The 21,788-nt window shown below is 50.7% G+C and carries 23 protein-coding genes, 1 riboswitch and 1 other annotated feature; of the genes, 11 read left to right on the forward strand and 12 right to left on the reverse strand.

Annotated elements, in window-relative coordinates; translation table 11 throughout:
• Positions 1 to 3: 3 nt before the first annotated feature.
• The 5 genes from ACOBQJ_RS09165 to ACOBQJ_RS09185 form a co-directional block, all read right to left on the reverse strand.
• Complete coding sequence (locus tag ACOBQJ_RS09165) at positions 4 to 744, reverse strand: ABC transporter ATP-binding protein (RefSeq protein ID WP_421071453.1); 741 nt, start codon at positions 742 to 744, stop codon at positions 4 to 6.
• On the reverse strand, positions 737 to 1,504 hold the full coding sequence (locus ACOBQJ_RS09170; RefSeq protein ID WP_421071454.1) for an ABC transporter ATP-binding protein: 768 nt from the start codon (positions 1,502 to 1,504) through the stop codon (positions 737 to 739). The genes ACOBQJ_RS09165 and ACOBQJ_RS09170 overlap by 8 nt, the downstream gene beginning before the upstream one ends.
• Positions 1,505 to 2,476: a branched-chain amino acid ABC transporter permease gene (locus tag ACOBQJ_RS09175; RefSeq protein WP_421071455.1), complete on the reverse strand. Its 972-nt coding sequence runs from the start codon at positions 2,474 to 2,476 to the stop codon at positions 1,505 to 1,507. It abuts the gene before it with no gap.
• Between the two features lie 288 nt (positions 2,477 to 2,764).
• Positions 2,765 to 3,643 carry a branched-chain amino acid ABC transporter permease gene (locus ACOBQJ_RS09180; RefSeq protein ID WP_421071456.1) on the reverse strand — a complete coding sequence of 293 codons (879 nt, stop codon included), beginning with the start codon at positions 3,641 to 3,643 and terminating at the stop codon, positions 2,765 to 2,767.
• A gap of 68 nt (positions 3,644 to 3,711) precedes the next feature.
• A complete protein-coding gene (locus tag ACOBQJ_RS09185) occupies positions 3,712 to 4,896 on the reverse strand; it encodes an ABC transporter substrate-binding protein (protein WP_421071600.1) in 1,185 nt (394 codons plus the stop codon).
• A gap of 260 nt (positions 4,897 to 5,156) precedes the next feature.
• Positions 5,157 to 5,419: a binding site (T-box leader), on the reverse strand.
• A gap of 159 nt (positions 5,420 to 5,578) precedes the next feature.
• Positions 5,579 to 5,697, forward strand: a riboswitch (molybdenum cofactor riboswitch).
• Positions 5,698 to 5,769: 72 nt separating this feature from the next.
• Between ACOBQJ_RS09185 and ACOBQJ_RS09190 the strand changes: the two genes are divergently transcribed.
• The gene (locus ACOBQJ_RS09190) at positions 5,770 to 6,495 is read left to right on the forward strand and encodes an ABC transporter ATP-binding protein (protein ID WP_421071457.1); all 726 of its coding nucleotides are present in this window, start codon (positions 5,770 to 5,772) and stop codon (positions 6,493 to 6,495) included.
• 190 nt (positions 6,496 to 6,685) lie between these two features.
• Here the strand turns inward: ACOBQJ_RS09190 and ACOBQJ_RS09195 are convergent, their stop codons facing one another.
• Together ACOBQJ_RS09195 and ACOBQJ_RS09200 are read right to left on the reverse strand one after the other, a co-directional pair.
• Complete coding sequence (locus tag ACOBQJ_RS09195) at positions 6,686 to 7,915, reverse strand: glycosyltransferase family 2 protein (RefSeq protein ID WP_421071458.1); 1,230 nt, start codon at positions 7,913 to 7,915, stop codon at positions 6,686 to 6,688.
• A 371-nt stretch (positions 7,916 to 8,286) separates the two neighbouring features.
• Positions 8,287 to 9,321, reverse strand: coding sequence for a GGDEF domain-containing protein (locus tag ACOBQJ_RS09200; RefSeq protein WP_421071459.1), 1,035 nt, complete (start codon positions 9,319 to 9,321; stop codon positions 8,287 to 8,289).
• Positions 9,322 to 9,743: 422 nt separating this feature from the next.
• Between ACOBQJ_RS09200 and ACOBQJ_RS09205 the strand changes: the two genes are divergently transcribed.
• On the forward strand, positions 9,744 to 11,651 hold the full coding sequence (locus tag ACOBQJ_RS09205; RefSeq protein ID WP_421071460.1) for an APC family permease: 1,908 nt from the start codon (positions 9,744 to 9,746) through the stop codon (positions 11,649 to 11,651).
• A 363-nt stretch (positions 11,652 to 12,014) separates the two neighbouring features.
• On the opposite strand, the gene ACOBQJ_RS09210 is transcribed toward ACOBQJ_RS09205, so the two are convergent.
• Positions 12,015 to 12,992, reverse strand: a complete 978-nt coding sequence (locus tag ACOBQJ_RS09210) for a GTPase (RefSeq protein ID WP_421071461.1) — start codon at positions 12,990 to 12,992, stop codon at positions 12,015 to 12,017.
• 410 nt (positions 12,993 to 13,402) lie between these two features.
• Between ACOBQJ_RS09210 and ACOBQJ_RS09215 the strand changes: the two genes are divergently transcribed.
• A complete protein-coding gene (locus tag ACOBQJ_RS09215; RefSeq protein ID WP_421071462.1) occupies positions 13,403 to 13,840 on the forward strand; it encodes an iron-sulfur cluster assembly scaffold protein in 438 nt (145 codons plus the stop codon).
• A gap of 28 nt (positions 13,841 to 13,868) precedes the next feature.
• On the opposite strand, the gene ACOBQJ_RS09220 is transcribed toward ACOBQJ_RS09215, so the two are convergent.
• The gene (locus ACOBQJ_RS09220; protein WP_421071463.1) at positions 13,869 to 14,492 is read right to left on the reverse strand and encodes a DUF1847 domain-containing protein; all 624 of its coding nucleotides are present in this window, start codon (positions 14,490 to 14,492) and stop codon (positions 13,869 to 13,871) included.
• Between the two features lie 363 nt (positions 14,493 to 14,855).
• On the opposite strand from ACOBQJ_RS09220, the gene ACOBQJ_RS09225 reads away from it, so the two are divergent.
• From ACOBQJ_RS09225 to ACOBQJ_RS09245, 5 genes are all read left to right on the forward strand, one after another.
• Positions 14,856 to 15,002, forward strand: coding sequence for a hypothetical protein (locus tag ACOBQJ_RS09225; RefSeq protein ID WP_421071464.1), 147 nt, complete (start codon positions 14,856 to 14,858; stop codon positions 15,000 to 15,002).
• A 43-nt stretch (positions 15,003 to 15,045) separates the two neighbouring features.
• A complete protein-coding gene (locus ACOBQJ_RS09230; protein WP_421071465.1) occupies positions 15,046 to 15,375 on the forward strand; it encodes a DUF5320 domain-containing protein in 330 nt (109 codons plus the stop codon).
• Positions 15,376 to 15,638: 263 nt separating this feature from the next.
• On the forward strand, positions 15,639 to 16,043 hold the full coding sequence (locus tag ACOBQJ_RS09235) for a DUF134 domain-containing protein (protein WP_421071466.1): 405 nt from the start codon (positions 15,639 to 15,641) through the stop codon (positions 16,041 to 16,043).
• 22 nt (positions 16,044 to 16,065) lie between these two features.
• A complete protein-coding gene (locus ACOBQJ_RS09240) occupies positions 16,066 to 16,431 on the forward strand; it encodes a NifB/NifX family molybdenum-iron cluster-binding protein (RefSeq protein ID WP_421071467.1) in 366 nt (121 codons plus the stop codon).
• 140 nt (positions 16,432 to 16,571) lie between these two features.
• Positions 16,572 to 17,162 carry a hypothetical protein gene (locus tag ACOBQJ_RS09245; protein WP_421071468.1) on the forward strand — a complete coding sequence of 197 codons (591 nt, stop codon included), beginning with the start codon at positions 16,572 to 16,574 and terminating at the stop codon, positions 17,160 to 17,162.
• A gap of 66 nt (positions 17,163 to 17,228) precedes the next feature.
• Here the strand turns inward: ACOBQJ_RS09245 and ACOBQJ_RS09250 are convergent, their stop codons facing one another.
• Positions 17,229 to 17,825 (reverse strand): peroxiredoxin, encoded by a 597-nt coding sequence (locus ACOBQJ_RS09250; protein WP_421071469.1) that lies wholly within the window; start codon positions 17,823 to 17,825, stop codon positions 17,229 to 17,231.
• 224 nt (positions 17,826 to 18,049) lie between these two features.
• Here ACOBQJ_RS09250 and yedE point away from each other — a divergent pair, with 224 nt between their 5' ends.
• Positions 18,050 to 19,138: a YedE family putative selenium transporter gene (yedE, locus tag ACOBQJ_RS09255; protein ID WP_421071470.1), complete on the forward strand. Its 1,089-nt coding sequence runs from the start codon at positions 18,050 to 18,052 to the stop codon at positions 19,136 to 19,138.
• Positions 19,119 to 19,328, forward strand: a complete 210-nt coding sequence (locus ACOBQJ_RS09260) for a sulfurtransferase TusA family protein (protein ID WP_421071471.1) — start codon at positions 19,119 to 19,121, stop codon at positions 19,326 to 19,328. Before yedE ends, ACOBQJ_RS09260 begins: the two co-directional genes overlap by 20 nt.
• 108 nt (positions 19,329 to 19,436) lie before the next feature.
• On the opposite strand, the gene ACOBQJ_RS09265 is transcribed toward ACOBQJ_RS09260, so the two are convergent.
• Entirely contained in the window at positions 19,437 to 20,039 is a 603-nt protein-coding gene (locus ACOBQJ_RS09265; protein WP_421071472.1) for a class I SAM-dependent methyltransferase, read from the reverse strand.
• Between the two features lie 52 nt (positions 20,040 to 20,091).
• Positions 20,092 to 21,216 (reverse strand): endonuclease/exonuclease/phosphatase family protein, encoded by a 1,125-nt coding sequence (locus ACOBQJ_RS09270; protein ID WP_421071473.1) that lies wholly within the window; start codon positions 21,214 to 21,216, stop codon positions 20,092 to 20,094.
• A gap of 135 nt (positions 21,217 to 21,351) precedes the next feature.
• Between ACOBQJ_RS09270 and ACOBQJ_RS09275 the strand changes: the two genes are divergently transcribed.
• Positions 21,352 to 21,783, forward strand: coding sequence for a YaiI/YqxD family protein (locus ACOBQJ_RS09275; protein WP_421071474.1), 432 nt, complete (start codon positions 21,352 to 21,354; stop codon positions 21,781 to 21,783).
• The last annotated feature ends 5 nt before the right edge of the window (positions 21,784 to 21,788 follow it).

Genomic DNA, 21,788 nt, shown 5'->3' on the forward strand with positions numbered 1-21,788 from the left:
GTCTTAAAGAGCCGCCGCGGGCTGCACGGCTCTCGTGCGGCCCAGGTAGGCCTGCTGTACCCTTGAATCCCCCATCATTTCCCGCGAACAGCCGCTCAAAACTATGCTGCCGCGCTCCATCACCAGGGCGCGATCAGCAACTTTAAGAGCCGCGGCTGTGTTCTGTTCCACAAGAATAATCGTCACCCCGGTCTTTTTCAATTCCGCCAGGGTGGACATTATTTCACGCACTACCAGGGGGGCCAACCCCACTGATGGTTCGTCAAGAAGAAGAAGCCTGGGACGCGCCATCAGCCCGCGCCCTATCGCCAGCATCTGCTGCAGGCCGCCGGAGAGTGTCCCGGCAGGGTGGTTTTCCCTGCCCTTGAGAGCCGGAAACAGGTCCAGTATATTCTCAACGTCTATTATAACCTCATTCTTTTCAGAACGGTAGCGGTGATATGCTCCCAGTAAAAGATTATCCATAACTGTGAGGGTATTAAAAATTTCCCTGCGCTCAGGCACCAGGCTGATACCCTTTTTTACCATGTGGTGGGGTGACTTGCCGGAAAGGGATTTCCCGTCCAGCAGGATGTCTCCGTTTTTGATCTTGTACAGTCCTGCCAGCGCGCCGAGCAGGGTGCTTTTCCCGGCGCCGTTTGAACCCAGCACCGCCAGCATTTCGCCCTCGTACACATTGAGCGACAGGCCGCGCAGTGCCTGAACCCACCCGTGGCATACTTCCAGGCATTTTATTTCAAGCAACTTGATCATCCTCCCCCAGGTATGCTTTTATTACTTTCGGGTCTGCCTGGATTGCTTCCGGCGTCCCCTCGCCTATTTTTTCGCCAAAGTTCAAGACCATAACCCGGTCGGCCACGGCCATCACAGTTTCCATGTCGTGTTCAACCAGCACCATTGATTTGCCCTGCTCCCTCAGGTGCTTCAGATATCCGGCCAGGGTTTTTGTCTCAGTGCTGTTGAGGCCTGCCGCCGGCTCATCCAGCAGCACCAACCGCGGGTTGGAGGCCATGGAGCGGGCTATTTCCAGCAGGCGCTGCTGCCCGAAGGGAAGCGCCGCGGCATACAACCCGGCCTGGTCATCCAGCCCCACTTCTTCCAGCAGCCTGAGCGAGTCCCGTTCTATCCTTTTATTCTCAGCGACAGAACCGGGCCAGCGGGCGAGGGACTTTAAAAACCCGGTTTTGCCCCGCAGGTGGGCGCCGGCCATTACATTTTCCAGTACCGACATCTTGCCGAAAAGCTGGAGGTTTTGAAAGGTCCTGCTCAAACCCATAGCCGCAATGCGGTGGGGTTTCATGCCGGCCAGCGGCTTTCCCATAAAAACCATGGCGCCGTCGTCCGGGGCGAGCATCCCGGTAATCATGTTGAAAACAGTGGTTTTACCAGCTCCGTTGGGGCCGATCAGGGCGAAGATTTCACCCTCCCCGACACTGAAGCTGATATCTTTAACAGCCGCCACTCCGCCGAAATGTTTGGTAAGACCGTTAATTTCCAAAAGCATTTACCGGACCTCCTCCACCCCGGGCTTTCTGAGCAGGTCCATAATCGCGCTCAAGCCCTCGGGTTTAATAATCATCACCAGCATCAGGATAATTCCAAAGAAAATAATCTGGTACTCTCCTCCCGCCCCGGGTATTACCAGCGGTACCGCCCAGCGCAGGACTTCTCCCAGGATAACTACCAGCCCCGCTCCCAGGAGGGGTCCCCAGAATGTGCCCAGGCCGCCCACCACCGCCATCAGCACGAACTGGACGGAGGTATGGAAGCCAAAGGGCGACGGGCTCACAAAGGTTACGTAAAAAGCGTACAGCCCCCCGGCCAAACCGGCCAAAACCGCGCTGAAAACGAAAGCCTGCAGCTTTAGACCGGCAGTATCGATACCGGACGTTTCAGAGGCGTGCTCGCTTTCTCTTACAGCCCTCATCGCCCTGCCCATGCGGGAATGGATCAGGTTGTGCACGCTCAGTGACACCAGGAGCACAGCCGCCCAGACCAGGTAATAAAATTTTATATCCCGGTCAAAGACAAGCCCCCCCACGGAAAGATAGGGTATGCCGGTCATTCCCGAAGGCCCCCCGGTGATGTCTTTCAACTCGTTAAAGAGGATATGGACCAGGATGCCGAAGGCCAGGGTGGCCAGGGCGAGATATAGTTCTTTTAGCTTTAGTGTCGGCCCGCCGATGATCGCCGCCACCAGCCCCGGCAGTATTAAGGCGGCGATAAGAGCCGGGATCGTCGGCCAGTGGCAGGCAGTGGTCAGGACCGCCACCGTATAGCTCCCCATTCCGAAAAAAGCGGCGTGCCCGAATGAGACCTGCCCGGCGTAGCCCATGAGGATACCCAGTCCGATTACGATTATTGTATAAAGACCAATTACAATGAGGACTCCCAGCAGGTAATTGCTCTTTATGAATAATGGCAACACTGCAAACGCCAGGACCAGGGCAGCCCATAAGGCAATCTTTTTCATCATTTGGAATCTCCTTGCTGTCTTAATGGACCGTGTCAAGAGGACAGTTCTTCTGACACGCTTTGCTCTCTTGATTTATAATTTGTAAGCGTGTCATAAAAACCGTCCCCTAGACACGCTCCCGCTGCCTGGATCGTGGGACGTGAGCCAATTTAGTCGTGTGTCGTGTGACGTGGGGATCCGGGCATTCCTCATTTAAAGATCCTTTTCGTTGTAGGGTCGGCTTCAGCCGACCAATGTGCGGCTGAAGCCGCACCTACACGTCTCACGTCTCATTTCCCACGTCTCAAGTCACACTTTTCGCCCGGCCGCCGCCAGCAGGCCTTCCGGCCTCAGCATCAGCACCGCCAGCAGCACGACCAGTGCCAACGCGTCTTTTAAACCGGACGATACCAGCCCGGCGCTGTATACTTCCAGGATACCGAGGATGAAGCCGCCCAGGACGGCCCCGCGTATATTATGCATACCGCCGATGGCGGCCGCCACGAATCCTTTTACCCCGAGCATAAAACCCATATCGTAAGTGGCCAGTGTAATTGGAGTTATAAATATGCCTGCCGCCGCGCCTATCGCCCCGCTGCCAGCGAAAGCCAGCAGCGACATGGAACTGGGGTTAATGCCGACCAGCAGGGCCGCGGTGCGGTTAATAACACAGGCCCGCACCGCTTTCCCGGTATAAGTCAGTTCAAAAAATATATACAGCCCGGCCATGGTAACCGCCGTCATGCCCAGTATCCACAGGGTCTGCAGGTTGACAGCCGCCCCTCCGGCCAGCAGCGGCCCTCCGCTGGAGAAAGCCGGCAGGGATACGGGTTCGGTGCCCCAGACCAGCAGGGCCAGCCCGCGCAGGGAAATTGAAAGGCCGACGGTGATGATGATCAGGGTCAGGGCGCTGGACTCGCGCGCCGGATAAATGACCGCGCGTTCGGCCAGCGCGCCGAGGGCTGCTACCAGGGCGACTGAAACCAGGAACGCTGCTGCCAGCGGCAGGCCGGCCGCGTACAGGCTCGCGGCCAGCAGGGCTCCCAGCGCCACAAACTCACCCTGGGCGAGGTTGAGGACACCCGTGATATTAAAGGTAGTCACCAGGGCCAGCGCGATAAGGGAATAGATGCTGCCCAGGGTCAAACCGGAGAATAAAAGCTGCAGGAGCTGGGAGGATAAATCCAATTTGTTCACCTCCATTGGGGTCAGGCTTGAAATATTTACTTATTCTTATTTTTTTCCAGAATACTAATTTATTTTAGAAGTTTCCACTTGCCGTTTTCTACCTGCACCATTACCATGGAATCCTCGTTCAGGCCGTTGTGGTCACCGGCCGAAAGGTTGAACACGCCGGAGACGCCGCTGAAACCCTGGGTTTTTTCCAGCGCGTCGCGGATGGCCGCCCGGTCCGCTCCGGCCTTTTCAATGGCGTCCACCAGCAGGTAGAATCCATCCCAGGCGTAACCGCCGAAAGAGTTGGGCTGCGAGTTGTATTTCTTGCTGTACTCTTCAATGTAAGTATTTAAGACTTTCTTCTGCGGGTCGCTGTCCGGGATCTGGTCCGCCACGATCAGCTTGCCGATGGGCAGGATCACGCCGTCAGCAGCTCCCTGGGCCAGGTCGATAAAGTTCTGGTTGCCGACACCATGGCTGTGCAGAAGGGGTATCCCCATGTTCAGGTCCTTGAAGTTCTTCGTAATAATCGAGGCGGACGGAGGGATCGCCCATACTACCACTGCCTGCGCCCCGCTGGTTTTAACTTTGGTCAGCTGCGGGGTCATATCCTTGTCTGTGGCCTCGAATTTTTCTTCAGCCACAATCTTCACTCCGTTGGACTGCGCCGCCGTGGTAAAAGCGATCCGTCCGCCGTCCCCGTATGCGTTGTTCATATACAGGAACGCAACGTTGGTAAGGCCTTTTTCTTTCAGGTAGCTCATCAGTTTTTTAATGGTAACGATATCGCTCTGGGCTGTTTTAAATACCCACTGCCTTTGCTGGACAGGCTCCACTATTTGACTGGAAGCCGCTAGGGATATCATCGGCACTTTTTCTTTCTGCACCGTGTCGATCATCGACATGGAAGGGCCGCTGGAACTGCAGCCCAGCACGGCTAAAACTTTCTCCTGGTCGATCAGCTTTTTAACTGCCAGGACAGCTTCGGTCTCATCGCTCTTGTTGTCCAGAATTGTCAGCTGCAGCGGGTGCCCGTTGATCCCGCCGGCCGCGTTGACCTTGTCGGCCAGCATCTGCAGCGTGTTTTTCTCAGGTACGCCCAGTGATGAAGAGGGCCCGCTGATATCAATTACCGCGCCTATTTTATAAGGTTCCTTGCCGGTGCTGGTTTGCGCAGCGTCTTTACTGCCGGCGCAGCCGCTCAAAAGCAAACCCGCCGCGACAATGACGGCTATAATACCGGTTAAAATACTCTTCTTTTTCAACACTCTTTCCCCCCTGGTTCTATTTAATGATGAATCCGGCAGACTAATGCCGTTTTTATTATGATCAGTAAAGAAAGCTGCTCACCTCCCGCGCGCACAATATTTTCCACCCCTGAAAAACAATAAACCACAGCCTTCGTGGGGACGAAAGCTGCGGCTTTCCGCGGTACCACCCCGTTTGGTTAATAATTAACCCTCTTTAAAAGGTACGGGAAATCCATACCTGCGCAGGTGGTATAAAAACAAAAAACTTTTCGCCCCTTAGGGACGAAAAGCACGTTTCGCGGTACCACCCTATTTGACTTCAAAAGAAGTCCTCTTGCGGCAGGGTACGGGAATAATTCCTTATACCCCCTTCCTTTTAACGGCGGAAGACTCCGGCCGGGCCTACTTGCCAACCTGGTTTCAGCCCGGAAACTCGGTGGAGAACTTCGGTGGGTCGTGCAGTGAAGGCGCTTCCAGTCACGGCGCTTTCTCCCTGTAAAGCTGTTTCCCAACTACTTTTCCACTTCATAGTTTCTAAATATATTACTTGGTTCATATGATAACAGGCGTAAACATGTCAAGTCAAGCAAAAAATGTCACACTGCCCGTCCTTTTTTTCGGAAATAATAAATTTATGAAATGCATAAGCAAAAGCTTTATTAATATTGAAGGAAATCAGCTAATTAATATTGAATAATAAATATATTCTCTCCGAGCCCGTTTTGCCTGAAGGCCCCGGCCATGGCAGCGGGACGGCAGGGTGCCCGGGAAACCGCGGCGCCTCCCATTGTGGAAAGGAGGGCTTAAGGTGTATATTTCACGCCAGGCAGCCCTTTACGAACGGCTGTTTTGTTTTTTCATAATTAAAATGTTGCGGGGGACTAGATAATGGACGCCTGTGCCGTGCTGGCCAGAGACATCAAGTTTAAAAGGGGCAATAGACAGATACTGGACGTGGAAAGCTTTCGCCTGGAAAAGGGCGAAATCATGGCCCTGATCGGGATAAACGGCTCGGGTAAAAGCACCCTGGTCCAGATACTGGCTCTCTTGCAGAGGCCTGATTCAGGAAAAGTTTTTATCCAGGGTGAAGAAATCACGCCGCAAAATATGCTGCGCCTGCGGAGAAGGATGGCCGTGGTTTTTCAAGAGCCGCTTCTGCTGGACACAACTGTTTACAATAATGTTGCCTCCGGGCTCCTCCTCAGGGGCCATAAAAAATCGGAGGTCGACAAACCGGTGATGGAATGGCTGGCAAGACTCGGGGTCGATTCTTTAGCCCGCAGTTCCACCCGCTTTCTCTCCGGGGGCGAAGCCCAGAGAGTAAGCCTGGCCAGAGCCCTTGTTTTGGAACCGGAGGTGCTTTTTCTGGACGAGCCTTTTGCCGCCCTGGACTACCCAACTAAAAAGGCACTTCTCAACGAGTTCTGCGGTATTATCAAGGCCATGAAAATAAGCACCTTGATCGTTACTCACGATCCGCATGAGATCCCGGCCCTGGCCAACCGGGTAACAGTGCTGGAGGCCGGGAAAATAATACAGCAAGGGACCACCCAGAATCTGTTTGCTAATCCGGTCAACGACTACGTTGCTTTTATGGCCGGCGCAATAAAATAAACCCCATCTGGGTCGTGGGATATGAGTCGTGAGTCGTGGGTATTTACTGTATTCCTTTAGGGCATTCTTACGTCTCATTGCTCACGTCTCAATAGAGCAGCTGGTTTAAACACCATGGACTTTGAATGATATTGATCTGTATAAAGTATAAAACCCCCTGACGGGGGTTTTTATTGTGTTTGGAGTTGGATCAGCTTGCGCGCCTGTCGTCGACCTTGCTGGGAATGTACAGGTGCAGGTTTTCGTGCTTGATGTTGCGGATATGCAGGGTGTGAGACCAGACTTTGTTTTTTCTCATGGCAAACCCGATAAAAGCAACCGGTATCCAGGTAAGGGCGAAAATCGGGTAGAAAAACAGCCACCAGTATGCTTTCAGCTTGACTTTTTCCAGGACCAGCCCTATCCCGAAATATAAGAACTGGGAGCAAAAGCTCACAATCGCGATGGCAGGCTTGTCATAGACCTGCTCGTACATAAACAGGTTGCCTATCAGGCCCAGGCCGGTGAACATCAGGAAAAACGGCTGGATCAGGTACATCGCCCCGTCAATCATGGCAAAGTTCTTAGTGCGGATTCCTTCCACGATCAGCTTGCCCACATACCGCCCGGCCACGTTGGTGTGGCCCTGCATCCAGCGCTTGCGCTGGCGCCAGGACTGCATCAGGCTCAGGGGTTTCTCGTCGTAAACCTTGGCGTCGTGCGCCCAACACACTTTAATATTATTCATCAGCGCCTTGGTCTGGAATTCCAGGTCCTCGGTCAGGGAAGTCATGCCCCAGCCGTACTTTTTGAGCATTTCCACCGAAAGGCACATGCCGGTGCCGCCCAGCGCGCAGGTAAGGCCCAAATTGTACTTGGAAAGCTGCCAGAAGCGGTTGGTCAGTATGTAGCTGATGTAGATTGATTTTGTAATCCAGGTGTCATGCGCGTTCTTAGTATCAAGGTAACCCTGGATGATTTTTTCTCCCTTCAGCAGGTGGCCGTTCATTATTGACAGGAAGTCTTTGGCCACCAGGTTGTCCGCGTCAAAGACGCAAACAGCGTCGTAGGGAATACCCAGGTTAAAGATTATATTAAACGCATATTCCAGGGCGTAGCCTTTGCCCTTATCGACCTGGTTGAACCGCTCAATTACCGTGGCGCCTTTTTCTGTAGCGATTAACGCAGTGCTGTCACTGCAGTTGTCGGCCACAACGTAAACATCATACAGCTCTTTGGGATAATCCAGGTCCTGCAGGTTCCTGATCAATTCACCGATAACTTTTTCTTCATTATGGGCGGCTACGACAATAGCAAAACGGGAAGCGGGGGGTAACAAATCATCTTTGTGCTTGCGGTAAAACCCAAATAAAGAGACAACGAAAAAGTAAAAATAATATATAGTAATGAAAAATTGGGCTCCGTAATAAATTGCCTCCATGGCCATCTCCTTTACAAAAAAAAAGTTTAAAAAACATGCATCAGAAGAAGGTTCTTCTAATAGCGGAAAAATCCTTCTTTTATTTTTGAAAACAAAGTTAAAAAAATATTCATAATTGTTTTAAAGCTGCAGTCCAAAAGGGTGGTTTTTGTCTGCCACCCCTTTTGTTGTCTATGCTAACCAGCATATCCCGCTTTTATACTTTCCTCCCTGACTGGCTGAACTGAACTGAAAATTACTGGTCCATAAGAAAATATGCGCCTTGTCAGTTATATTATTACATATTTAATAAAAATATCCTTTTAATTTATATCTCGTCCCAAAATGATAATGCCCCGTGAAATATCACAGGGCATTCATTGAAAAAACAGCTATTTTCTCAGTGGATTTTTCAGCCTGTCCGGTTTGGTATCTGAGTATATCGCCACCCTGTTCTTGCCCTGCTTTTTCGCCTCGTAAAGAGCTTTATCGGCGGCTTCCAGCAGCATCTTATTGTCCGTTAAATCTTCATCCAGCACAGCGACACCCACAGACACGGTAACTTTCATAAAGGTGGTCATGCCGTCCACCGAGCGATTGACATTCTTGCTGATACGCTCCGCTACCCGCAGCGCTTCTTCTCTGGATGAATTGTGCAGTATGACGGCAAACTCGTCCCCGCCGTAACGAAAAACCATATCCTGTTTTCTTATTGCCAGCAATATGGCCTGCCCCACCGCTTTGAGGACCTGGTCCCCGCGCATGTGGCCGTATGTGTCGTTAACGGTTTTAAAATTATCAACGTCAATAAACAAAAGCGACACCGGTTCCCCGGTGCTCTCATGATTTTTTACCGCACGGTCAAGGCACTCCCGGAAATACCCGAGATTATAGGCCTTGGTCAGCGTGTCGACCGTGGTAATCCTGAATGCTGCCTGTTTATCCCTGTATATCAAAAATGTTATTAAAGGGGTCACAAGAAACAGGGCCGCGATAAAGTCCAGGGGCACGTCCTTCAAGGAGCCCTCGCTGTAATAAATCGCCGACAGGTAAAAAACAACGCTCATCAACGAGGCCACCAGGCCGGAATAGTCCTTCTTATTGAAAGCAAAGGCAACGGCCACCGCCATGTAAAACGGCCAGCAGGCGCTCGCGCTCCCCCCTGTAATCAGCACCACGCCTGTGATAAAAGCAAGGTCAAGGGAGACATTATAGTAATTGTACTTCGATATATTGTTTTTCATAAAATCCGCGCAGGCCAGCTCCAGGTACGCGGACAACAAATAGGCCGCGATTATTATTAATACATCGGGCCTGATTTTGTGAAATGAAGCAGCTAATATTGTTACAAACAGAGCGGAAAAAATTCTAAGAAACGGGATAGATTTTTCAAACTTTATAACCCTTTTCTTAACTTTTACCAGCATCCGAAGCCTCCGTTTCCATGTTGGCAGGAAAACTCTCCGGGGTAAAAAATACTGCTGTTTACCCTATCGACATTTTCCGCAGTTAATTAACCATAAGTCCTAAAATTTTTGGGACTGATCCGGCTTTAATAGGACTTTTGGCTAATATAATCCGCTCAACAAAGCCGCTATTATTTTAGGAGCCGCCAGCGATACGGCTCCTAAAATAATCAGGGCATTTCTTAGATGATAAATCAGCATTATGATATGACTGCTTTTTAAAATTTATCGTTCATCCTCAGTATTTTTATTAATATTATGGATAACAAATAACTGTAATTGTGTATTTTCAACATGTTTTAAAGAAAATCTTTTCTTATTTCATAAAGTTTGCTAAAATGTATAAAGTTTTATTGAATCGTCGATTTTAAGGGGCGGTTTATATGTTTGGCCGGATATCGCATAAGATACTGGGGGCGAAGTTAGCCACCAGCCAGCTGATGCATGAAAAGTTCGGCGTGTTTTGGGGAATGCCAATCCTGGCCAGCGACGCCATATCCTCGGTGGCTTATGCCGTGGATGAAATGCTGTGGGCTCTGATCCCAGCCATCGGGCTTCTGACTTATCTATGGATACCGAAAGTATCTGCAGCCATCATCTTCCTCCTGCTGGTCCTGACCGTATCATACCAGCAGATTGTTGATGCCTATCCGGGCGGGGGCGGGGCTTACATTGTCGCAAAAGACAATTTAAAGACTATTTATGGCCTGATCGTCGGGGCTTCTCTTTCAGTCGACTATACTTTAACCGTTGCCGTGAGCATAAGCGCCGGCACTGCGGCGATAACGTCGGCCATCCCTCTGTTGTATCCACACCGGGTAGTGATATCCATTGCAATTATCGCGCTGATGGTTATCGGCAACCTGCGGGGAGTCAGGGAATCTTCGAGATGGTTCAGTATACCCACATACGCCTTTATGGTTGCCATAGTCGCCTTAATCGCTGCTGGTATAATTAAGCACACCAGCGGCGGCAGCGTTAATATAGCTGAAACTGTTATCACGGACGTGTCCTTGGGCACCCAGGCCGTGGCTTTATTTATTATATTGCGGGCCTTTGCTTCCGGTTGCGCCGCCGTGACAGGAGTGGAAGCCATCAGCGACGCGGCGCCGAACTTTAAAGAACCATCTAAGAGGAACGCCAAGCTGGCTTACATGCTGCTTGCAGCATCTGTCCTGATCACCTTCGGTGGTATTGTTTACCTCACCGGCATATACCACCCCGTCCCCAACGCCCAGCAGACTGTAATTGCGCAAATAGCCGCGGCTGTGTTTGGCAGGGGAACTGCTTTTTACTTAATCCAGGCCACAACGACCGTTATTCTGGCCATGGCCGCCAACACAGCCTTTGCAGGTTTCCCGATCCTGCTTTCCATAATAGCCCAGGACGGCTACGCCCCCAGGCAGCTGGCACTGCGCGGCCACAGGCTGAATTTCTCCAACGGCATAGTATTCCTGGGCCTGATGGCGATACTGCTGGTGATAATATTTCAGGGAGACACCCACCTGCTCATCCCACTGTACGCGGTGGGCGTGTTCACTTCCTTTACCCTCGCCCAGTTCGGCATGCTGATGCGCTGGTTTAAATACAAGCCCGAGAGGTGGCGGGTTAAGGCATGCATTAACGGCATCGGGGCTGTAATCACTTCAATAACCACGATTATCATCGCGGCTGAAAAATTTACAGCCGGCGCCTGGATAGTCCTCGTCATCATACCGTTGATCGTAATGTTAATGATGAGAATAAAAAAACATTATAATTCAGTCGCCAAACAGCTGGACGTACCCAATGACACTCTGGACCAGATCAGCTTCGAGGCCAGGTACAACCACCACTTTATCGTCCCCATCACCAGTATCAACGGCCTTGTAATCCAGGCCCTCCGGTACGCGAGGAGCCTCACCCCCAATGTCGAGGTGTTCCATGTGGAGACATATGAAGGGGAGGCCGACAAGCTGAGGAGGAAATGGGGCATGCTCAATACCGACATTACCCTGGTTATCAAGCAGTCACCCTACCGTGAGGTGGTTGAGCCGTTAATCGAGTACATAGATTCCGAAGAGCACTCGTCGCAGCCCGGTGATATGATTACAGTGCTCCTGCCCCAGTTTATCGTTTCGAACAGGTGGGAGATGCTGCTGCATAACAACACCAGCGTATTTATTGGCAGGGCCCTGTTCAACAAGCGAAACGTGGCGGTTTCCGTGCTGCCGTTCTACCTGGAAGACCTGCCGAAACACAATAAAGTAAAAACGCCCAAGCCGCCAAAACAGCCCCGGCCAAAACAATAAACATACTATTGAATCACAAGTGCGGCAGAGGAACAGTCCCTTGACGTCTAACGTCTCAATGGACCGTGTCAAGAGGACAGTTCTTTCTAAGAGGCTTTTTCTCTCGAGCGTGTCATGAGGACAGTTCTGTTGACACGCTTTTGTCTCAAGATTTAATAATAGAAATCGTGTCAACAAAACCGTCCCCAAGACACGCTCGGCAAACCGTTCCCTGACACGCTCCTACTGCTTGGGTCGTGGGACGTGAGTCCTGTGATCCATGCATTCTCCTTTAGGGTTTATATAGACCTTTAGGATCTGTCATTCATCCTCACGTCTCATTGCACGTCCCACGTCTCATTTCTCACGTCTCAAATGAGGCTGTTACTGGCTTATCTCCACGATATCCCGGTCGCTGATCACGTAGTCACGCATCACCGACTGCCCGTCGTAGCGGGCGGATCCCCAGACCCTGGCATTTTTCATAAGCCTGGGCAAATCCCGGTGAATGGTCTCTGCCAGGTCCAGGACCGTGCTGCCGCGCTTGAGGATAAACGGTGTTTTCATATCGGGGTCCCTGCCCGGTATTTTTGTGTAGACCCTGATCACCCCGAGCGTCTGAAAAATCTTTACCCTGAGGTCCTCCAGCCCCTGGCCGGTTTTGTTGGAAACCGGAATCAGATCAATATCACCAGGTCCGAGTTCCTTAATAATCTGCATGTTGTCGGCGCTCCCCGGCAGGTCGGCCTTGGAAGCCAGCACCAGCACCTTTTCAGGAGACACACCCCGCACGCCGGGCGCTGTATCTTCACGCACAATCTTCTTTTCTTTCATGTAGTTCAGGCAAAACTCAAGCTGTTCCAGGCAGTCGTCGCTGGCGGCGTCTACCAGGACCAGCAGTATGTCAGCGTTGCGCAGGGTACCCGACAGCCCCACCGGTATAATCTCTTCCGTCACGGGAGGGGTGTCGACCAGCTGGATGAATATATCCTCAAAAGGCATCATCCCGGCCAGGGGTACAGTGGTAGTGAAAGGGTAATCAGCAACTTTAGGCTGAGCCCTGGTCATGGCGGTCAGAAAGGACGACTTGCCCGTGTTGGGGAAGCCAAACAGCGCAACCTGGCCGGCTCCCTGCCGCTCGATGTTGAACGGGTCGGCACGGCTGGTTTTGGCCTTCTTCATCCCCTCCTGCCTGAACTTGGAAAGCCGCTTTTTCAGGTCGGCCTGCATCTTTTCAGTTCCCTTGTGTTTTGGAATAACCGCCAGCATTTCCTCCAGCGCCGCGATCTTTTCCTCAACGGAAACAGCCTTTTTAAAAGCTTCCTCAGCCTCGTAGTACTGGGGTGTAAGGTTGGCCGGCAACAGACTCACCCGCCTTTATAAAGATTCATTAATTATACATTACATTAACGCGCAGAAAAAATAAAGCTGTTACTTGAGATCCTGTAACAGCTAAATGAGGCTGGGCTATATACCGCAGTGATTTGTTGAATACCAGTCATGTTTTTCCTATTCATCAACATCCGTCTTTTATGATTCGGAAAACAACCTCCAATTTTTTTTTGACACATGTCAGTGACTGGTTGTATTATTATTATGAAACACTGTTCATAAAGCGATCCGGCTTTATTGAAATAAAAGGCAGGTTCTATATCGTGAGCAGGTAAGGAAGATTCGGCCGGTCAATCAAAGGAGTCGGTTAAAAGAGGCGGCAAAAGAAAAAATTTAAGACTGCTGATATAATAATCAAACATATAAGGAGAATGACAGCTATGGACGAAAAAGTTGAAAAGGAATTTATACTGAACATGCAGGGGGAATACAATGAAACCGTAATCGACCACGCCAGAAACCCACGCAACGTGGGCAATATTCCACAATGTGACGGCTTTGCCCAGGGTACCGGTGAATGCGGTGATACACTGGGCTTATGGCTGAGCGTTAAAAATGACCGGATTACCAGGGTCACCTTTTGGACCGACGGGTGCGGCGCTTCTATAGCCTGCGGCAGCATCACCACCGTCCTGGCCACAGACTGTACGGTTGAAGAGGCCATGAAAATCGACCGGGACGCGATTCTAAGGGCCCTCGACGGGCTGCCTGAAGACCACGTGCACTGTGCCGAACTGGCGGCGGAAACCCTGGCGGCAGCCGTCAAAGATTACAAAGAGCTTTCAAAGTTTCCCTGGAAGAAAGCTTATATGAAATAATTAAACAGCTGTTTAGTCAGTAACACAACTATTTTAGGTTTACTTTTGACTGGAAATAATGGCCGGCGTAAACCGCTGCCAGCGGGTTGTGCCCGGTAGCCCTGTCTTTTACAGCCAAGACAGTGATCGGGGCATCCGAGTGCTTGATAAAAATAGTGTCATGGCCCACGCACAGACCGAGGAGAATGTTCAAATCGGTCTGTTCTTTATTTAAAAGCAGGGCCTGCGCCACGGGGTTGCACATGGCCTCAAGCTGGCCCGGCCGCACTTTTTCATCATCGCGCAGCCCCAGCTCTTCTTTGGGCCTGCACCCGGTTTTGCACATCACCGAGGCTACCGTAAAGCCGTTGCTTTCAAATATCCTGTTAACTTCACGGGCTTCATTGCGCAGTCCCACGCAGAAGGCCAGGCCCAGCTTGTTGAAGCCGGCCAGCCGGGAAAACTCCATGATTTCGCGGATCCTCGGCCAGACCCCGTAGCCTCCGGCCTCTACGCGGGCCGCGATGCAGGCCATGCTGCCGGCAGATTCACGGTAAACAACCGCGGCACCTTCGTATATTTCACCATAAGATTTCATCGGGCAGTTTGCCGGCAGGTTATCCAAATTGCCCTTATAACATGGATGAGAGCCGCACTTGGCGCAATTCAACATATATCAACCCCCCTATACTAACTATTTAAAATCTAACACATCTGCCCCCCCGTTATATACGGCCTTTTTATGGAAATTGTTTTACCTGTTATTTCGTATCACATTTAATTAATGAGCAATTGTTCAAAAATATTATAGGCTAATTGCCAGTTATAATCAATATACTTTATAATCTTGAGACATGCTAATATTGACACTGGTTCATAAAGAGAGTTATAATCATTATGAAACAATGACCATAAAAAGTAACAACGCAGCTATTATACAAAATTTAATAAGGAGGTATGAAGATGCCCAGGGGAGACGGAACCGGTCCTGCAGGTAAAGGTCCGGGTATAAGCAGGCGCAAAGGTCTGTGCGGAGTTGGCCAGGGCCGGGGACAAGGACAGGGAAACGGCCAGGCCCAAGGACAGAAGCAAGGCCCGGGGAGGGAGCAAAGCCCGGGAAGATGTCAAAACCCCGGGAAAGATCCTGTTCGCCCATAATATCTCCAGCCTGTTAGTGCCTTAAAAAGAACATTATTACTGGAAATCAGGAAAGGAGGAATCAAATTATGCCAACTTTCAACGGAACGGGCCCGCTGGGCGCCGGGCCTATGACAGGTCGCGGCGGCGGCTACTGCATGAGCTATGTTGGTCCCGGGGCGAGATCTGACCAGAGCTTTTGCCGGGGCGGCGGCAGGGGCCGGCGGCACTGGTTTCGGGCTGCCGGAGTGTCCAGGTGGTCCCGTTGGGATCCGGACGCCGCGCCGGTGGCGCCGGTTTACGCGCCCCCGCTTAATGGCGAGCAGGAGATGTGCTTTCTCAAGGAGCAGGCCGAAAACATGGAAAACGCCATTGAACAGATAAAAAACCGAATTAAAGAACTGGAGAAAAAAGATTAGAAAGGTCAACCTGTGAGGAGGGAATTCATGAGCCCCGGTGACGGCTGAGAGAAATTTAGAATAATTAAATATTTCGTTCCTGGGGAGTATAACGTTGATCCAAACCGATAAACGTTCTATAATCAGGGCAGTTTTGAAGATATAAGAACAGCCTCTTTACTGAACTCCCAAACAATGAATTTTATTGACTCCCGGCAATTAAATGGTTATTATGTTTTATGAAACATGTTTCATATTTCGAAGCTACTGATAGGAGGTTTGCTATGCCCAGACCCTCAAAATGCAGGAGAGTAGAACAGCTTCCCGGTTACACTTATTTCAAACCGGCGGGCGTCCCCATGACGGAGCTTTCCGAGGTGATTCTCTCGGTAGAGGAGCTTGAGGCTATCCGCCTGAGGGACCTGACAGGGATCGAACATGAGGCCTGTGCCGAAAAGATGTCTGTGTCCAGGCCTACATTTCACCGGATACTGGCCTCTGCCCGGCAAAAGATAGCCCGCGCCCTTGTCAACGGTGAAGCTTTGAGGGTTGAGGGCGGCAACTTCAAGCTGGCCCAGTATAAGCTGAAGTGCGTCAGCTGCGGCCATCAGTGGGAAGGAACCATCTGCCGCAGGAGGACCTTGTGCCCGCTTTGTTACGGAAGCGATTGGCAGAGAATCGATACTTAAAACATCCAGGAGGTACATTTATATGAAAATTGCAATGCCGCATTTAGATGGGAAATTAAATCCACACTTCGGGACCAGCCGTGAATTTATTGTCTTTGACTCGGAAAAAGGTAATATAACAGGTAAAAAAATTATTACCAATGAAACGCAGCACAATCACGGCGGGTTGGCTCTCCTGCTCAAGGCCGAGGGTGCGAACGTTGTGATCGCGGGCGGGATCGGAAGACCCATGGCACAGGCGCTGCAACAGGCAGGTTTTGGAGTGCTTACAGGCGCATCCGGTGATGCGGAACAGGTCGCCAAAGACTTTTTGAACGGCAATCTGGTTACCGGCAATGCCGGGTGCAGCTGTGGCGGGCACCATCACGGGCACGGCCACGGGCATTAAACATAACCGAAAATTTTTCTTAGAAAGGCGTGGCTGCTTGTCACGCCTTTCTCTTTAAATCTTGATAATTTCTTAACAATTTTTCTATAAGATTTTAAAATTCTATTGTTATACTAGCCTCAAAAAGGAGGTTTTAGGACATGAAGATTAAAAATTGGCTGGCATCGGCAGTTGTCCTGGCTTTGCTGGGTGGGGTACTTCTGGTCGGGGTCCCGGCAGTAAAAGCATTTGCAGCCGGAAACCAGTCCGGCGGAAAGGCCGGACTGGGCTATTGCCTTAAGATGGGCAGGAATTTCGGCGGCATGTCGGCGAATTTGGCGGAGTTCCTGGGTATCAGCCAGGAAGATTTGAAGGCTGAGCGCCAATCAGGCAAATCAATGGTGCAGATCGCGTCTGAACAGGGCGTAAGCGAGCAGGAGCTGGTGGACTACGTGATAGGCCAGCGCAGCGCTCAAATCGACCAGATGGTCAGTGACGGCAAAATAACACAGGAGCAGGCCGACCAGCACAAGCAGTTGATGACTGAGCGGGTGAAGGAAAACCTCAACCGCACCGACGTTGGGACGAACGGCTCCGGCAACGGCGGCAGAGGCAATAAAGCTGCCGGTGCAGCTGCGGGAGCAGGAATGGGCAAAGGCCCGGGAAACGGCCAGGCTAACTGCGGCGCTCAGGGCGTCTGTGCCGGCAACGGCCGCGGGACCGGAGTGTGCCTGCAAAACAACTCAAACTAGTATGCACAAAAGTGCGGCAAGGGACTTTTCCCTTGCCGCACTTTTTCATCACCCTTTTTATCCCGTTTAAATCCTCCCGACTAATTCCCATTCACGCTTTATCCCGGGCTGACCCGGCATCCAACCGGCGGGAGCGCCTAATCCCGTGGCCTCGGTAAAATGCAGTGCCTGAATGACACGAATTATCTCGTTTACATTACGGCCAACCGGCCCGGGGTATTTGCAAAAATATTTTATGAGCCCATCGGGAGAAACAATTAGAGTTGTGCGTGTGGCAAAACCGGTTTCCGGGTTGTATGCCCCATAACACTTTGAAATCTCATGAGTAGGATCAGATAACAACGGGTACTGCACTTTTTTAGCCGAGGGCGATATTTCCGCAAATATTTTATGGGCGTAAACACTGTCTGTGCTTATTCCCAGTACTTCAACACCCAACCTTACAAATTTATTATAACGTTCAGCCACGGCTGCCAACTCTGTTGGTCAGACAAATGTAAAATCAGTGGCATAAAAAAACAGTACTACCCACCTTCTTCTAAAATCAGAAAGCCTGACATTAATCCTTTCTCCCCTGTAATATGCTTCGGCACTGAAGTCTGGAGCCGGTCTTTCCAGCAAAACAGGTTCGTTGACAAAACAACCGGTTAATTTATCGGACATCTTTGCCCCCACCTTTTTTCTTCCATTTTATGTTAATAATATACTGGTGTTCATATATTTTTAAAGAACACACTCCCCACCAAATTCGCAATAAAATTACCTAATCAGCCACTCAAATATACATAAAAAAATCAAATGACACTTATGAGTGATTATTATATATAATTAACAGGTAGAATTTATTACTGAATTTTCGTCACAGATTTCAAAAGGAGGTCGGTTTGTTGAAAAGAAATGTACTAATTGTAATCACCGGCGCAGTAGTCGCGGTGATGGCACTCGCGCTGGTTAAGCTGGGCAACCCGCAAAACATGGGGATCTGCATTGCCTGCTTCCTGCGCGACATCGCAGGAGGCGTAGGACTGCACCGGGCAAACGTCGTACAGTACATACGCCCTGAGATCATCGGCCTGGCGCTGGGCGCTTTTCTCACCTCGTTATTCACCAGGGAGTACAGGTCCCTGGGGGGATCCAGCACTTTTACAAGGTTTGTCCTGGGCTTTTTCGTCATGATCGGCCTGCTGGTATTTCTCGGTTGCCCGCTGCGCATGGTCTTAAGGATTGCAGCCGGGGACCTGAACGCCGTAGTGGGTCTGGTCGGTCTTATAGCAGGAGTTTTATTAGGAATTGCTTTCCTGCGCAAGGGCTTTTCCCTCGGCAGGGCGGTCCCTCAAAACAAATCCGGCGGTTATTTCTTCCCGCTGCTTATGGTCGGTCTCTTGGTCCTCCTTTTGGCCAGGCCGCCCTATATATTTTTCAGCGCGGAGGGACCGGGTTCCATGCACGCTCCTGTCGCTATAGCTTTAGCCGCCGGCCTGATCTTCGGCGTCCTGGCGCAGCGCACCCGGCTGTGCTTTGTCGGAGGAATACGTGACTCAATTATGTTCGGAGACTTCTACCTTCTGTACGGTTTTTTCGCCATTTTAATTGCAACCCTGATCGGCAACCTGGCGTTGGGAAGTTTCCACTTGGGCCTGCAGGGACAACCTATCGCGCACAGTGACGGTTTGTGGAACTTCCTCGGCATGGCGCTCGGCGGTTTCGGTTCCGCGCTGCTTGGCGGCTGCCCCTTAAGGCAGCTGGTATCGGCTTCCGAAGGCAACAGCGATTCAGCGGTCACGGTGCTGGGCCTGTTGGCCGGCGCCGCGTTTGCCCATAACTTCGGCCTGGCCGCAAGTGCCAAGGGCGTTACCGCCCCCGGGCAGATTGCTGTACTGGTAGGTTTTGCTGTAATTCTTTTAGTGGGCTTCTTAAATATAAAAGGTTTATCAGTAAAACAGGGGGTGTCTGCAAGTGGAAGTCAAGGATGCTAGAGGTCTTTTATGCCCGGAGCCGGTTTTAATAACTAAAAGGGAAATAGACCGTTTGGGGCAGGGTACCTTTCAGGTACTGGTTGACATAGTTGCCGCCCGGGATAATATAACGCGACTGGCCAAAAGCCAAAAATGGGAAATATCAGTTGAGCCGCGCGGCGACGAGTTTTTGTTAACCCTGAAAAAATAGGTGGTATTTGAAACAAACATATAAACATATATAAATGAAAACCCCTGCAGGCTGATGTCTCAGGGGTATTTGTTTAACGGACCATCATTTTTGGCCAGGTTTTTGTTTTTAAACATGCCGTTTCTTCATCAGGCACCTCCAGGCCCTGGGCGGATTTTGACTATTAGATCCGAAATGGCTGGTTTTAAGTGAAAGAATCTCAAAATAGGGCTCCACCGCCAGTACTATATCTCCCGCAGTCCACTGAGGCGGGCCAGGGCTCCGGCGGTTCTCGTCAGCGTTGCCGGCGATCGTCAGCCACAGGCCGCCTTCTTCCAGGTGAGCGGCGATATTTTGGGCAAACCTTTTTCGTTCATCTCCAGCACCGAACGAGTGAAAGCAGCCCCTGTCAAATACAAAACCAAAAGGCGCCCCTTCAACATGGTTATTCATAAAGTCAACCAGTATGAATTCACATTCTACGTTGGCTTTTGAGGCTTTTTCCCTGGCCTTCTCCAGGGCAACGTCAGAGGTATCCGTGCCAAAAACCTGAAAGCGGTTCTGGGCAAGCCATATGGAGTTGTCTCCGGTCCCGCAGCCGATATCCAGGGTTTTGCAGCTAACAATCGGTTTACCGGTCACAACTTCAATAAGGTTGAAATCTGCCTGGCCGATGTCCCATGGGGTATCCCCCGATTTGTATCTTTGCCTGTAACGATCTTCGATTGTCATGCCATTACCCCTTTCAAAATTTTTATAATGTTTATGACACGTTGTTTACCGCTTAACTATATTCAGCCTCCTCCCCCACCACACTTAGCGAGAATATTAAGGAAACAGGATTGTGGTCGCTGTTTTTAAAATTCAAATCATGCCCGTATACCTTTTTAACCTCAACGTTGGGTGAAACCAAAAAACCGTCTATTACCGCGAGGTAGCTGTACTTCTCCCGGTAGGGCGACGCGGTGGACCTGACAGTCGGCACACCCCCGTCAACCGCCCATATAAAACCCTCCGGGGTAAAGTTACCGGGTATTTCCTGCACCCAGAACGGCTTCTCCTCGACTGACACAAAAAGCCCGGGGTCCGTGCCCGGCAGCACGTGGTTCCAGTCACCGCCGACAATTACATAATTTCCTTTATCCCTGTATTCCTCAATTATATATTCCTTTAAAAAGGCAAGCTGCTCCTGCCTGATGAGGCCGCCTTCATCAAAAGCTGAAAGGTGGGAATTTATAAGCACCAGTTCCCCGCCGTCCTCAACCGGCAGCCTGCATTCAATAAAGCACCTTTCCAGGTCAAACATCCGCCTGGGCCACTTTTCACTGCCGGGGTACTGGTACCTGGCGGCGGAGCGTGGGCTGTACCGGGAGAGCGTGATCAGCCCGGAATAAACAGAACCCATGGGTTTGGAAAGCGGGACCGGCACCCACAAAACTTTATAGTTTGCAGCGAAAACTGAGCTGTATCCCGAAAGCTTTTTATTGATGAAGTCTTTCTGGTTTACATGAAAGCTCCTTGTGGATTTAATATCAACCTCCTGCAAAAAGGCAAATGATAGCCCTTCATGAACCAGAATATCTGTTATATTCTCCAGGTTGGCCAGGGTCTGCTCACGGCTGCCCGAACGGGAATTTTTACCCCCGTCCATGAAAAAATCCTGCTCCCGGTCCAGCCCGCAGTAACCTATATTAAAGGTTGCAACCGACATCTCCGTTTCTTTCCTGATTAATTCCTGCATCCCTTCTCTTTCCAATTTGCCGGTCGTTTCATTGCCTTCCTTTATAGCCAGCGCCTCAACACCTTTTGGCCTGTAGCCGGTGGCCGCAACGCAGATAAGGAACAGGGCATATAATAAAAAAGCTGATAGAAATACAATTAAAATGATTTTAAATAGTTTCACCCGCATTGCATCTCCTCCGGAGTCAAATTCTAAATTATATCCAATATAACGCAAAAGACGCGTATAATAAACTGTTATAATAGGCTTAATGAGAAAATGGGCTCTCTTTAGATGAAGCTTGAATGACGGGATGAAGCAAGTTTGAAAATTATTGTTGACGCGGACGCGACACCAAAGAACGCGTTGGAAATCTGCCGCCGGGCGGCGAAGGAGTTTTCGGTGCCCCTGATAACAGTAGCCAGCTTCAACCACCGGATCGAGTCCGACCGGCACGTGGTGGTGGGAAACGCTCCCCAGGAGGCGGATATGCAGGTAGTTAACCTGACCGCCGGCGGAGATGTCGTCGTCACCCAGGACTGGGGCCTGGCGGCAATGGCGCTGGGTAAGGGAGCTAAAGCCTTGTCCCCGACCGGACGTATTTTCCGGGAAGACAATATAGATTTTCTCCTGGAAGAGAGAGAAATGAAAGCAAAGTTCCGGCGCAGCGGCGGCAGGACCAGGGGACCCAGGAAGAGAACTCCTGAAGACGACTTGAATTTCAAAGTGAGCCTGTACTCCCTTCTCGAAACGTGATCGTG

Source organism: Pelotomaculum propionicicum (assembly GCF_048984525.1).
In the GTDB taxonomy this organism is placed as follows: Bacteria; Bacillota; Desulfotomaculia; order Desulfotomaculales; family Pelotomaculaceae; genus Syntrophopropionicum; species Syntrophopropionicum propionicicum_A.

Excerpts from the sequence above, each read along its gene's own strand:
- ACOBQJ_RS09170 (WP_421071454.1), bottom strand. The coding sequence starts at position 1,504 with ATGCTTTTGGAAATTAACGGTCTTACCAAACATTTCGGCGGAGTGGCG.
- ACOBQJ_RS09175 (WP_421071455.1), bottom strand. The coding sequence starts at position 2,476 with ATGATGAAAAAGATTGCCTTATGGGCTGCCCTGGTCCTGGCGTTTGCA.
- ACOBQJ_RS09190 (WP_421071457.1), top strand. The coding sequence starts at position 5,770 with ATGGACGCCTGTGCCGTGCTGGCCAGAGACATCAAGTTTAAAAGGGGC.
- ACOBQJ_RS09195 (WP_421071458.1), bottom strand. The coding sequence starts at position 7,915 with ATGGAGGCAATTTATTACGGAGCCCAATTTTTCATTACTATATATTAT.
- ACOBQJ_RS09200 (WP_421071459.1), bottom strand. The coding sequence starts at position 9,321 with ATGCTGGTAAAAGTTAAGAAAAGGGTTATAAAGTTTGAAAAATCTATC.
- ACOBQJ_RS09205 (WP_421071460.1), top strand. The coding sequence starts at position 9,744 with ATGTTTGGCCGGATATCGCATAAGATACTGGGGGCGAAGTTAGCCACC.
- ACOBQJ_RS09215 (WP_421071462.1), top strand. The coding sequence starts at position 13,403 with ATGGACGAAAAAGTTGAAAAGGAATTTATACTGAACATGCAGGGGGAA.
- ACOBQJ_RS09220 (WP_421071463.1), bottom strand. The coding sequence starts at position 14,492 with ATGTTGAATTGCGCCAAGTGCGGCTCTCATCCATGTTATAAGGGCAAT.
- ACOBQJ_RS09230 (WP_421071465.1), top strand. The coding sequence starts at position 15,046 with ATGCCAACTTTCAACGGAACGGGCCCGCTGGGCGCCGGGCCTATGACA.
- ACOBQJ_RS09235 (WP_421071466.1), top strand. The coding sequence starts at position 15,639 with ATGCCCAGACCCTCAAAATGCAGGAGAGTAGAACAGCTTCCCGGTTAC.
- ACOBQJ_RS09240 (WP_421071467.1), top strand. The coding sequence starts at position 16,066 with ATGAAAATTGCAATGCCGCATTTAGATGGGAAATTAAATCCACACTTC.
- ACOBQJ_RS09245 (WP_421071468.1), top strand. The coding sequence starts at position 16,572 with ATGAAGATTAAAAATTGGCTGGCATCGGCAGTTGTCCTGGCTTTGCTG.
- ACOBQJ_RS09265 (WP_421071472.1), bottom strand. The coding sequence starts at position 20,039 with ATGACAATCGAAGATCGTTACAGGCAAAGATACAAATCGGGGGATACC.
- ACOBQJ_RS09270 (WP_421071473.1), bottom strand. The coding sequence starts at position 21,216 with ATGCGGGTGAAACTATTTAAAATCATTTTAATTGTATTTCTATCAGCT.